13 protein-coding genes and 1 pseudogene are annotated in these 10,365 nt (G+C 67.8%); 4 read left to right on the forward strand and 10 right to left on the reverse strand.

Going from position 1 to position 10,365, the window contains the following annotated elements:
* The first annotated feature begins 146 nt into the window (after positions 1-146).
* Complete coding sequence (locus tag B7D75_RS14170; protein WP_012075883.1) at positions 147-755, forward strand: Yip1 family protein; 609 nt, start codon at positions 147-149, stop codon at positions 753-755.
* Positions 756-758: 3 nt separating this feature from the next.
* Here the strand turns inward: B7D75_RS14170 and B7D75_RS14175 are convergent.
* Positions 759-2,710, reverse strand: a pseudogene (locus B7D75_RS14175) (PAS domain S-box protein).
* A 223-nt stretch (positions 2,711-2,933) separates the two neighbouring features.
* Between B7D75_RS14175 and B7D75_RS14180 the strand changes: the two are divergent.
* From B7D75_RS14180 to B7D75_RS14190, 3 genes are all read left to right on the forward strand, one after another.
* Complete coding sequence (locus B7D75_RS14180) at positions 2,934-3,524, forward strand: NAD(P)-dependent oxidoreductase (protein ID WP_034079006.1); 591 nt, start codon at positions 2,934-2,936, stop codon at positions 3,522-3,524.
* Positions 3,525-3,533: 9 nt separating this feature from the next.
* Positions 3,534-3,872, forward strand: a complete 339-nt coding sequence (locus B7D75_RS14185; protein ID WP_034079005.1) for a hypothetical protein — start codon at positions 3,534-3,536, stop codon at positions 3,870-3,872.
* Positions 3,873-4,208: 336 nt separating this feature from the next.
* The gene (locus B7D75_RS14190; protein ID WP_012075888.1) at positions 4,209-4,472 is read left to right on the forward strand and encodes a hypothetical protein; all 264 of its coding nucleotides are present in this window, start codon (positions 4,209-4,211) and stop codon (positions 4,470-4,472) included.
* 37 nt (positions 4,473-4,509) lie between these two features.
* On the opposite strand, the gene B7D75_RS14195 is transcribed toward B7D75_RS14190, so the two are convergent.
* The 9 genes from B7D75_RS14195 to B7D75_RS14240 form a co-directional block, all read right to left on the reverse strand.
* Positions 4,510-4,731, reverse strand: coding sequence for an Ntn hydrolase family protein (locus B7D75_RS14195; RefSeq protein ID WP_012075889.1), 222 nt, complete (start codon positions 4,729-4,731; stop codon positions 4,510-4,512).
* A gap of 54 nt (positions 4,732-4,785) precedes the next feature.
* Positions 4,786-5,136, reverse strand: coding sequence for a YgaP family membrane protein (locus B7D75_RS14200; RefSeq protein ID WP_012075890.1), 351 nt, complete (start codon positions 5,134-5,136; stop codon positions 4,786-4,788).
* Positions 5,137-5,162: 26 nt separating this feature from the next.
* A complete protein-coding gene (locus B7D75_RS14205; RefSeq protein WP_053813980.1) occupies positions 5,163-6,239 on the reverse strand; it encodes a zinc-binding metallopeptidase family protein in 1,077 nt (358 codons plus the stop codon).
* 3 nt (positions 6,240-6,242) lie between these two features.
* A complete protein-coding gene (locus B7D75_RS14210) occupies positions 6,243-6,713 on the reverse strand; it encodes a hemerythrin domain-containing protein (protein ID WP_034078997.1) in 471 nt (156 codons plus the stop codon).
* Between the two features lie 75 nt (positions 6,714-6,788).
* Entirely contained in the window at positions 6,789-6,998 is a 210-nt protein-coding gene (locus B7D75_RS14215) for a PLD nuclease N-terminal domain-containing protein (RefSeq protein ID WP_012075893.1), read from the reverse strand.
* Positions 6,999-7,025: 27 nt separating this feature from the next.
* The gene (locus B7D75_RS14220; RefSeq protein ID WP_012075894.1) at positions 7,026-7,478 is read right to left on the reverse strand and encodes a ferritin-like domain-containing protein; all 453 of its coding nucleotides are present in this window, start codon (positions 7,476-7,478) and stop codon (positions 7,026-7,028) included.
* Between the two features lie 121 nt (positions 7,479-7,599).
* Positions 7,600-8,376, reverse strand: coding sequence for an alpha/beta hydrolase family protein (locus B7D75_RS14225; RefSeq protein WP_034078994.1), 777 nt, complete (start codon positions 8,374-8,376; stop codon positions 7,600-7,602).
* On the reverse strand, positions 8,373-9,470 hold the full coding sequence (locus B7D75_RS14230) for a DUF3182 family protein (protein ID WP_012075896.1): 1,098 nt from the start codon (positions 9,468-9,470) through the stop codon (positions 8,373-8,375). The genes B7D75_RS14225 and B7D75_RS14230 overlap by 4 nt, the downstream gene beginning before the upstream one ends.
* A gap of 336 nt (positions 9,471-9,806) precedes the next feature.
* The gene (locus B7D75_RS14240) at positions 9,807-10,172 is read right to left on the reverse strand and encodes a DUF3509 domain-containing protein (protein ID WP_012075898.1); all 366 of its coding nucleotides are present in this window, start codon (positions 10,170-10,172) and stop codon (positions 9,807-9,809) included.
* Between the last annotated feature and the right edge of the window lie 193 nt (positions 10,173-10,365).

Here is a 10,365-nt window from a genome sequence, read left to right on the forward strand (position 1 = left end):
CAGAACCGTTTGCCTTTCGGCGCCCGCCGGCGCCTTCCGGTTCAGGCGCCTGGATGGGTGGTCGCGGACCGCCCGGCACGCGGCCTGAACCCGTGCGCGGCGAGCCGGTCCAGACTCCTGAACGCCACAGAAAGGAGGTGTCCGCCATGACCCGTGAAATGGCTCGGCTACTGATCAGTCCCGCCAGCGCCTGGCCGGAAATCCGCCAGGACTACGACCACCATCACTTCGCCTTCCTCGCCCCGTTGCTGCTCTTGCCTTTGCTGCCCGCCGCCTGCCTGTTCATCGGCACCACCCAGGTCGGCTGGTCGCTGCCGGGCAACGACAGCGTGCAGCACCTTTCCAGCGGCAGCGCCCTGCTGCTGGCGATCATGTGCTACCTGGGCTTCGTTGCCGGGGTGGTGATCATGAGCCTGATGGTGCGCTGGGTGCTGTTCCGCACGCCGTCGCGCCCCAGCCTGCCGGGCAGCCTGACCTTCACCACGGCGGTCGCCGTGCCGCTGATGCTCGCCGGCATCGTCGCCCTGGTGCCCTGGCGGATTCTCCTGCTCCTGGCCGCCGCCGCGGCCTGCGCCTACTCGGTGCGCCTATTGTTCACCGGGCTGCCGTTGTTCATGCGCATGCAGCAGGGACAGACGCCGTTCTATGCCTTCTGCATCCTTGGCGTCGGCTTCCTGACCCTGCTGACCACCGCCTTCCTCTTCATCGAGTTCTGGGGGCAGGCGCTGTCGGGCAGCGGCGAGTACCTGCGCTGAGGCTCAGGCGACCTTCAGCGTGTCGGTCAGGAACAGGTACAGCTCTTCCTGGCCGAACGGCTTGGCCAGCTTGGGCAGTTGCGCGGCGGCGCCCTCGATCTTCTCGGCGAAGCCGGTGGCCAGGGCCATCTTCAGCGGCCGGCCCTGGGCCAGGACCCGCTCCACCAGTTGGCTGCCGTTCATCCGAGGCATCGCCTGGTCGGTGAGAAGGATATCCAGCTCCGGCGTCGCCGCGAGGATCTCCAGGGCGAGGCTGCCGGAATCGGCCTTGAGCACCGAGCAGCCGAGATCCTCGAGCATCGCCGCGGTGTTGTTCAGCACCAGCGGATCGTCGTCCACCACCAGCACCCGGCAGGACAGTCGTACCCGCTCGCTTTCGCCGGGAGCCGCTGGCGGTTCGCTGCAGACGTGGCGGACGCTCTCCGCGTTGCGGTGGATGGCCGGTATCCAGATGATCGCGGTGGTGCCCACGCCCGGTTGGCTCTGCAAGGTGAGACGGCCGCCCAACTGCTCGGCGAGGCCGTCGACGATCGACAGGCCGAGCCCGGTACCGCGCCCCACCCCCTTGGTGGTGTAGAAGGGCTCCACCGCCCGGCGCAGGGTTTCCTCGTCCATGCCGCTGCCGGTATCGCTGATGCCCAGGCAGACATAGTCGCCAGGCGCGAGCCGATGCGGATTGCCGGTCTCCACCCGCTGGTTGCTCGCGGAGAAGGTGATGCGCCCGCCGTTGGGCATGGCGTCGCGGGCGTTGGTCGCCAGGTTGATGATCGACAGCTCGAGCTGGTTGGCGTCGGTCAGGGCGAGGTCGAGATCGAGGGGAAGCGTGTCTCGATCGACACGCTCGGCCCCAGGGAATGGATCAGCAGATCGGTCATCCCGCGCAACAGGTCGGGTATCGCACAGGGACGTGGATCGAGGCGCTGCTTGCGGGCGAAGGAGAGCATCCGCTGGGTCAGGGTGGCACCGCGCTGGGCGGCTTCCAGGGCGTTCTGCAGCAGGTCGGCGGTGCGCTGGTCGCCGGGCAGGCGCTTCTTCAACAGGCCGAGGCTGCCGATGATCACCGTCAGCAGGTTGTTGAAGTCGTGCGCCACGCCGCCGGTGAGATGCCCCAGGGATTCCATCTTCTGCGCCTGGAACAGCTCCTGGCGGGCGCGCTCCAGCTCGCGCTCGGCCTCGATCCGGTGGGTGATGTCGCGGGTCACCTTGGCGAAACCGATCAGCCGGCCGTTGCCGTCGCGGATCGGATCGATCACCACGTTGGCCCAGAAGCGACTGCCGTCCTTGCGCACCCGCCAGCCTTCCTTCTCGAAGCGGCCCTCGCGCTCGGCGGCGGCCAGGCCGCGCTCCGGCTCGCCGGCTTCGCGGTCCTCGGGGGTATAGAAACAGGAGAAGTGCCGGCCGATGACCTCCTCCGGCAGGTAGCCCTTGATCCGCTGCGCGCCGAGGTTCCAGTTGGTGATCCGGCCGCGATGGTCGAGCATGTAGATGGCGTAGTCGGTGACGCTCTGCACCAGCAGGCGGAACTGCTCCTGGCTGTGCCGCAGGGCTTCCCGGGCCGCGCGTCCTTCGCTGAGGTCGTGGACCAGTTGGGCGAAGCCGAGCAACTGCCCCTCGCTGTCGCGGATGGCGTCGATCACCACCTGCGCCCAGAAGCGCTTGCCGCTACGGCGCACCCGCCAGCCTTCGCTGCGGAAGCGCCCGTCGCTGTCGGCCTGGCGCAATGCCCGCTGCGGCAGGCCCGCCTCACGGTCCTTGCGGGTATGCAGGCAGGCGTAATCCTGGCCGAGGATCTCGCTTCCCTCGTGGCCGAACAGCCGCATCGCCCCGGCGCTCCAGCTGGCGATCCGGCCGGTCCGGTCGAGGGTGTGGATCGCGTAGTCATCGACCGCTTCGTCGAGCAGGCGGTTGCGTGCTGCGTTGTTCAGGGGAACCTGCGGTTTTCCTGTGCTTTTCATGGATGTTCACTCGTCGGCAGCTCGGCGCGGGCTGCAAGGCATACCAAGCAAGGTAGTACGAAGAGCGACTTCCGGCCGTCGACGCGTGCAGGGAATTCGCCCGCCTTGCGGAAGACCCCGGCGCGGCCGGCGAATTCCCTTCGCGGGAACCTTGGCCGGCGGATGGCTTTCGATATGCAGTAAGGGACATCTCCTTTCCACCGCTTCGACTCCGGGAGTTCCCATGCACAATCTGGAAAGCGACACCTTGAAGCTGGGGATCTTCCATCCCCACGACAGCCTGAGCCAGGCGCTGATCGCAGCGGCCCTGCAGCGGCAGGCCGAAGTCAGCGCCCTGCAATCCGACCTCAACAGCCTGCAGGCCCGCCCCGGCCTGCGCTGCAAACCCGCCAGCCTGGAATCCTCGATTGCCGTCAGCCAGGCGGCGGCCGGTCTCGACGTTCTGTTCGCACCGTTGTCCGACTACAGCGCCGAAACCTTGCCACCGATCTGCGCGGCGCTGATCGACGGCGCCCTGCGCGCCGAGGTGCCACGCCTGTTCCTGCTCGGCCACTGGCGCTGGCTGGTCGAACCGCGCGATACCGCCGAGGAACAGCTGGGCGCGGGCCTGGAGCGCAGCCTGACGGTCAGTGGCCTGGAGTGGACGCTGGTGGAAACCCCGGCGCTGCCCAGCGGCCTGCGGATCGATGATTTCAGCCGCGCCGGTGATGAGTCGCGGGTGGACGCCTTGCGTGTCCTTTCCTGCGCCGAGGCCCTGCTCGACGAAATCCACCTGCGCCTGCACAGCCGCCAGTGCATGCGCCTGATGCCCTAGGAGGCTCGCATGTCCGGACCCGATGCGCTCAGCCAGGCTTGCGCTACGCTGCTCCTGGCACTGGCCTTCAGCGCCTTCATCCTGTTCGTCCGTGGCTACCGGCCGGCGGGCGTCCGGGCCGCCTGGTACGACCTGGTCCTGGCCTTCATCGCCGTGTGGCTGGGCTTCTGGCCGGAAGCCGGGGTGCTGGCGAACGCGCCGAACCTGGACAACGCCCTCGGCCTGGCCCTGCAGGTCGGCGCGACCGTCGGCGGGTGCGTGCTGGGCTATGGGGTGGCGAAAGGGTTGCGGCGGGCGATGCGGGAAACCCGGCGGAAAAGATCGGCTTCTTCGCCGTCGAACCGCTGAAGCGCAGCGGTCGAACATCGAAAACTTGCATATAACCATTTTCCCAGGCGTTTTTCCGAAGCCGCATAAGACCCTGCGGCCAGGCTTTTCGCACGTGGTGATTTCACTCTGACATGTGCAGGCTGCACGACCTCTTGCATTCTGCATCCCGCGTATCATGCGGGATGCGGCTAAACCCTCGAATTCTGGATATGGGACGGCCTTCCGCCTTCGTGGCGCCTATAGTTATGCGTACCGTTGGCTCGACCCGACGGTTTCTCTCTGATTCAGGCTAATCCCGCTCCAGGGACGGAACGGATTTTTTTGCGTCTCGCAAACCTGGGGAGACTTGGCCAGATGAACCTTTCCTACCTGTACCTGAAGAAGATCCTCGAGGAGGAATTGCGCGACCACGACTGCCAATGCCAGCTGAACGCCGATTTCACCGTGACCATCAGCTGCCGCGTGGACGGCACCCGCGGCGCGCTCTACATAGTGCCCAACTGCGATTTCCTGCAGAGCAGCAGCTTCAGCGATCTCAGCGCCTTCATCCTCGAGCTGCGCGAGGAAATCCGTCGCTTCGGCGAACTCGAGGCCGAGTTGAAGACCGGAACCGGCTGAGCGCCGCCCCCTTTCCCAGCCGCGCTTGCGCCGGGCGTCAGGGCTGCTGGTAATGTCCCGGAGTGGTCCCCGCTTCGTGGGTCCGCTCCACCTTGCTGACCTGGATGTCGCTGAGCGCCCTGGCGTCCCGCGGACGATGCAGCGCCTCCAGGTGGCGGCGCGCGTCCTCGCGGGTGAGGGTCGGCGCCTCGCTGTGCAGCTCGGTGGTCATCGGCTGGTCGTCGAGTATGTAGCTGATCAGGAACAGGTGGCCGGCCATCGCCTCGCCCTCCTCTCGTCGATGGGCCCTGCGCCTTGGCGCAGGGCCGGGATGTCACGGCAGGTTCGGCGACAGGTCGGCTTCCAGCGGAGCGTCCGGCCGCGAGTCGTCGCGCTGGCGCTCCTGCAGGCGTTGCAGACGCCGGGTCAGGTGCTGTACTTCCTCGCGCAGCAACTGCAACTCCTCCCGCGGCTCGTTGAGCAGGCCCTTGACGTGGCAGTGTCCGCTCAGCCCGCGGCTGACCAGCAGGCCGCCGGCGACCGCCTTGCAGGCGCCTGGCAGGCCGCCGCGGGCCAGGCCGAACCCGGCCAGGACCAGTCCGGCGCCGATGGAAGCGAGCCGCTCGCCGCGCTGCAGATTGTGCGGCAGCCCGTTGGTTGTCGATGTGGGCAGGTATTCGTTCATGGGGTTCTCCTTGCGTCGGTTGTCGGTCAGGCTTCGCCGTCCGGCGGCTCCACGAGGAATTCCACCAGCGTTCGCCGGCAGGCCTCGATACCTTCTTCCAGGACGATCTCGAAACCGTGGGTGTTCTCGGTCGGAATGCCGATGCAGCCGACCTGCGCCGACTCGCCATGGCTCAGCAGGGCGCTGGCGTCCGAGGCGAAGTCGAGCAGCAGCGCCGCCTGCGGCCGGTACAGGCAGCGCTCGGCGGCGCGCAGCAGGCGGTCGGTGAGGTGGCGACTGTAGTAGCCCTTGGCGTCGCCGCTGTTGATGATCGGGTCGCGGCACAGGCGAGTGCCGTACTCGGCGACGGTCGGCCCGACCTCCACCGCGATGCTCACGTCGCCAGGCAGGTGGCGCGCGGCGAACAGCGCGCCGGCGTTGCTCTCCTCCTCCATGGTGGTCAGCACCAGGTAGAGGTCGCCGCGCAGTTCGTCGCGGCGTCGGGCGATCTCGTCGGCCACGCCGAGCACGGCGAGCAGCGGCGCGCGGTCGTCGAGGAAGTGCGCGGCGACGCAGTCCTGGAAGTACAGCGGACGTCGCCACAGGCGGTTGAGCACCACCCGCGTGCCCGGGCGCACGCCCAGGCTGGCCAGTTCCTCGGCGCTGCGCCGGGTGACCACATGCACATCGCGCCAATGCACGGCGCCCGAGAGCACGTCGGAGCCCTGCGGCGACTCGCCGGTGGCGTGCATGCTGCCGTAGGACAGCACGCCGTCGAGGACGCCCTCGCCGGCCAGTATCTGCACCGGGCAGACGCCGAAGCTCACCGGCTGCGCGCCACCCAGCGCGACCACCCGCAGGCTGCCGTCGGCCTCGACGCGCTTGACGATCATGGCGATCTCGTCGAGGTGTGCCAGCAGCCGCACCGCCGCCCGCCGCGCCTGTTCGCGCGGCAGGTGCGGCGGGCTGATGCGCGCGACCAGGTTGCCGGCGGCATCGCTGCCGACCTCGTCGCAACAACGCTCCAGCTCCCGCTGGCAGACGGCCCGCACCTCGTCTTCCTGGCCTCCCGGCCCGCGTGCCAGCAGGAGTTCCTCGAGCAGTGCGCGGTCTGCGTCACGCATGCCTCAGGCCGCCCTTTTTTCCAGGCGCGCCTTGAGGGCCTTCTTGTGCTGCTGCATGGCCTGGCCGAGTTGCTCGAGGGTGGCGGCGTCGAGCAGTTGCCGGGCGCGCGGGAACAGCTCGCCCTCTTCTTCCTCGATGTGATGCTCCAGCAGTTCCCTCAGCACCTTGACCCGGCCGGCGAACTGCACGGTGTCCGGGCGGGTGCGCTTGAGGTCGGGCAGCACCAGAGAGTCCACCGTGCGGTGTTCCTCCTTGGCCTCGTAGTACATCTTCAGTTCTTCCTTGCCGCCGCTCTCCTTGAGCGCCGGGTAGAAAATCTCCTCCTCGATGGTGGTGTGCAGCACCAGTTCCAGCTCCAGCCTGCCCAGCAGCTCGCTGCGCTTCTTCAGCGCCCGCTCGGTGGTCTCGCTGAGGTCGCCGAGCAGTTTCTTCACGGTCTCGTGGTCATGGACCAGTAGTTCGATGGCATTCATTGTCGTTCCTCATCGTTTCGTTATCCGGGTGCCGGTGGCACTCCCTTTGGCTGAGCGCCCGATCCCCCGCCGAGTTCAGCCGCGAGGACGGGCGGTCGCGGCCCGCGGGCCGGCGACCGCCCAGATGAGCACGCCGATCACCGGAACCAGGGCGATCAGCAACGACCACAGGGCCTTCGAGTTCACGCTGCGGTCGCTGCGGAACACGCTGACGAAGGCCCAGAGGTCATAGAAACCGACCAGCGTGGCCAGGCCGATGAGCAGGAAGGCCAGGGATTGGCTCATGGCGTGCTTCTCCTCGTGGCGTCGGGTTCAGGCGCGGGCGTCGCGCAGCGCGCGGACCCGGTCGTGGTGACGGAGCACGCCCTGGTACTGGCGCTCGATCACCTGCTGGATCTCCGCCGGCAGCGGCTTTTCCAGGGCCGCCTGGTAGCGGTGCTTGGCGACGTCCTCGCCGCGTTCGCATTCGTTGAGCACCGCCTCTTCATCCTTGCCGGTGACCAGCGACTTGAGGTCGACCCAGCGGCGGTGCAGGTCGCCGGCGAAGCTGGTGCTGTCCTTGGGCTTGCCGCCCAGCTCCAGGACGATCCGCTCCAGCTCGTCGGCGGCCGCCGCGCAATCGCGGCTCTGTTCCAGCATCGCCGCCTTCAGCTGCGGGTCGCGCAGGTCCTGGGCGCAGGCCTGGAAACCGGCCTCGCCGTCCTTGCTGGTCTGCAGCAGGTCGTTGAGCACGTCGAGGGTGTCGTCGAGATTGGTCTGGTTCATATCGCTCTCCTTGGCCCGGCAGCTGTCCGGGAGTTCTCGCGTCTGTCGGCGCCGGCGCGGGCCGGCACGAAAACGTGGGCAGGCACCCACGGAAGGTGGGAGAGCGGGTTTCGCGCAGCGTTCAGAAAGCCGGATGGATGGTGGCGTATGTCGGAGTGATGCTGAGCCGCTCGCCGACCACCATCTCGGTGATCCAGTCCACCAGGATCGAGGTATAGGCGTCCTGCGCCGCCTCGCTGCTGAGGGCGTGGTCGGCGTGGTCGATGATCCGGTGGGTCAGCGAATGGGTCTGCTGGAACGCCGCGCGGAAGCTCATGATGGTCGAGTGCGGGACGTAGCTGTCGAACTCCGACTCGACCAGCAGCACGTCGCCGCGAAACGCCGCGCAGGCCTGCAGTGCGCGGTTGCTGGCGGCCGGGATGAGGCTGCCGCGGTAGTCGATGAGATCCTGGCGGTCGAGCAGCAGCTTGGGCGTCAGCCAGTCCTCGTCGCGGTAGATCGCCGGCACCCGCAACGCCAGCCAGCGCACCGCGCGCAGCTGGCTGAGGATGGTCGCCAGGTAGCCGCCGTAGCTGGTGCCGACCACCGCCACCGCCTCGCTGTCGATCGCCGGGTGGGCGACCAGGCGGTCGTAGGCGGCAAGCAGGTCCTGCAGATTGTCCTCGCGCGTGACCAGGGCCTGGCGCCCGCTTTCGGCGCCGTGCCCGCGCAGGTCGAAGGTCAGGCATACGCAGCCGAGTCCGGCGATGCCCTGCGCGCGCTTCAGGTCGCGCTGCTGGCTACCGCCCCAGCCATGCACGAAGAGCACGCCAGGCACCTTCGCCCGGGGGCTGAGGAAGGTGCCCTCGATGCGTTCGGCGCCGACGTCGATACGGATGCGCTCGCTGTTGGCCGTCATGCCTCCCCCGTCATCGCGTACTTGAGCAGGAAGTCGCCGTGTTCGTCATGGCCGCGGTAGATGACCCGGCTGTTGTCCGGCAGGCGCTTGTCCTCGTGGATCTCGAACGAAGAGGCGCGTACCGCGGCGAGCCCCGGCTCGGCGCGGAAGGCTTCCAGCGCGGCGATTTCCGCGCTGCTCGCGCCGCCCACCCGCCAGGACTGTTCGAGCACGCCGAAGCGCTCGCGGCCGCGGCTGTCGACGCCCTGGGCAACATCGTAGTTGCGCCGGGAGGCGAAGCAGGCGGGAAAGAAAATCGCCGCGGCGGTATCGAAGATCCGTGCGTATTCGATGGCCTGGCGCACCTCGCGCGCCAGGTCGAGGGCCAGCAGCTCGGCGTAGCCGCCACGCGCCACCAGCAGGTCCGAGCCGGCGTAGACCAGTTCGCCACGCCGGTTGCGGGTCTGGTGCTGGTGGCCGTGGTAGCTCATCAGGAAGCCATTGACCCGGACTTGCCCGACGCTGTGGGTGACGACCCGCTCCAGGTTGGCTTCCAGCACCAGACCGAGGGCCAGCTGGCGTTCCTCGAGGCCGGCGAGCCAGCCGTCCAGTTCGTCGAGGTCGCGGGCGACATGCTGGCCGAGGCCGCCGCAGGCTTCCGCCAGCTTGGCGCGTACCGGCCCCTCGGCGAGCAGCCGGGCGCCGGCGCGATGGGCGTCGGCCAGGCTGAAAGCGCTCACCCCGGTCAGCACCACGTCGCGGACCTTCTCGGCGAACAATGGGTTCCAGCCCTCCGGCGCCAGGCCGCCGCGGGCCAGCGGGTGGGCGATGGCCTTGCCGCCGATGAAGGCGTGCTCGACGAACCCGCCGAGCAGGTCGTCGGCGCTGGCCACGCCCAACTGCCGCGCACTCTCCAGGCCGACCAGGGTCCGCGTGGGCACCAGGTAGAGAAGGCCTCGCTGGCGCAGTTCGGGTTCGAAGGCGCCGCCGAACGCCAGGTTCTGCACTTCGGCCAGCCAGCGCGCCAGCGCCAGGTTGCCCTGCACTTCGTGGTCGGCGGCGGCGGGGTCGACGCTGTGGGCCACCACCAGGCGTTGCTGCGGGTCTGCGCTCATGTTCCGCTCCTCCTCAATGGAAATCGGACCGCTCAGCGCTCCGGCATGGGCGAAAGAGGTTCTTCGCTCGGTTGCTCCATCGGTACTTCTTCCGGGAATTCCTGCGGGACGTGGCTCTCCCGATCGGGAACCGGGTATTCGTCCGGGTCCTGGGAAGGGTTGCGTGGGGTGGCTGTTATCGCATCGGGTGCAGAAGTGGAAAGACGCATATCCGCCTCCATCGTAAGGATGACCTCTAGATGGAGGGCTGCGCGGAGCGATTGGTTCGGACCATGCGTCGGAAGGGCCGGGGCGGCGCGCGGCGGCCACCGCCCCGGTACGAAAGCGTCGGCCTGCTCAGCGAGCCAGGCTCATGGTGCGCAGCTTGCCGCCGGCCACCAGGACCTTGCGGTGGGTGAGATGCTGGTTGTCGCAGTCGCGGAACGTCAGCAGGTCGATGCGCTTGCGGAAGTAGTCGCTGTCGCGCATCTGCAGCGGGCCCTGGTCGATGATCAGGTCGCGGCGGATGCGTTCGAGCACCTGGTTGAGCAGCAGCGGGCTGCTCTGTTCCTGCCCGGAGATCGCCCGGCTCATCAGGCGCTTGCCCTGGCTGTTGCGCAGGGTCACCAGCAGCGCGCCGTCAGGGCGGGACTCGCAACTGACGCGCACGTCCTTGAAATGCTCCTCCAGGTACTCGACCACGTTTTCATCGGTATCACGCATTGCTGGCCTCCTCCTCATCCAAGAGTTTTTGACGCCGGTAAACAGGCGCATACCTCTGGAGCAGAAGGCGTACCAGCTTTGCCGAAAAATCAATTCCTTTTAAATCAATAGGTTGCAAAGAAAAGCGGCGAAATGATATTTGCATTTTGCAAGAAGTGCCTCGGCCAGCGTTGCATTCGGCAACCCCGCTGTT

The sequence above is a fragment of the Pseudomonas paraeruginosa genome (assembly GCF_003025345.2).
In the GTDB taxonomy this organism is placed as follows: domain Bacteria; phylum Pseudomonadota; class Gammaproteobacteria; order Pseudomonadales; family Pseudomonadaceae; genus Pseudomonas; species Pseudomonas paraeruginosa.

Excerpts from the sequence above, each read along its gene's own strand:
- B7D75_RS14220 (WP_012075894.1), bottom strand. The coding sequence starts at position 7,478 with ATGAACCAGACCAATCTCGACGACACCCTCGACGTGCTCAACGACCTG.
- B7D75_RS14170 (WP_012075883.1), top strand. The coding sequence starts at position 147 with ATGACCCGTGAAATGGCTCGGCTACTGATCAGTCCCGCCAGCGCCTGG.
- B7D75_RS14185 (WP_034079005.1), top strand. The coding sequence starts at position 3,534 with ATGTCCGGACCCGATGCGCTCAGCCAGGCTTGCGCTACGCTGCTCCTG.
- B7D75_RS14215 (WP_012075893.1), bottom strand. The coding sequence starts at position 6,998 with ATGAGCCAATCCCTGGCCTTCCTGCTCATCGGCCTGGCCACGCTGGTC.
- B7D75_RS14200 (WP_012075890.1), bottom strand. The coding sequence starts at position 5,136 with ATGAACGAATACCTGCCCACATCGACAACCAACGGGCTGCCGCACAAT.
- B7D75_RS14230 (WP_012075896.1), bottom strand. The coding sequence starts at position 9,470 with ATGAGCGCAGACCCGCAGCAACGCCTGGTGGTGGCCCACAGCGTCGAC.
- B7D75_RS14210 (WP_034078997.1), bottom strand. The coding sequence starts at position 6,713 with ATGAATGCCATCGAACTACTGGTCCATGACCACGAGACCGTGAAGAAA.
- B7D75_RS14180 (WP_034079006.1), top strand. The coding sequence starts at position 2,934 with ATGCACAATCTGGAAAGCGACACCTTGAAGCTGGGGATCTTCCATCCC.
- B7D75_RS14195 (WP_012075889.1), bottom strand. The coding sequence starts at position 4,731 with ATGGCCGGCCACCTGTTCCTGATCAGCTACATACTCGACGACCAGCCG.
- B7D75_RS14205 (WP_053813980.1), bottom strand. The coding sequence starts at position 6,239 with ATGCGTGACGCAGACCGCGCACTGCTCGAGGAACTCCTGCTGGCACGC.
- B7D75_RS14190 (WP_012075888.1), top strand. The coding sequence starts at position 4,209 with ATGAACCTTTCCTACCTGTACCTGAAGAAGATCCTCGAGGAGGAATTG.
- B7D75_RS14225 (WP_034078994.1), bottom strand. The coding sequence starts at position 8,376 with ATGACGGCCAACAGCGAGCGCATCCGTATCGACGTCGGCGCCGAACGC.
- B7D75_RS14240 (WP_012075898.1), bottom strand. The coding sequence starts at position 10,172 with ATGCGTGATACCGATGAAAACGTGGTCGAGTACCTGGAGGAGCATTTC.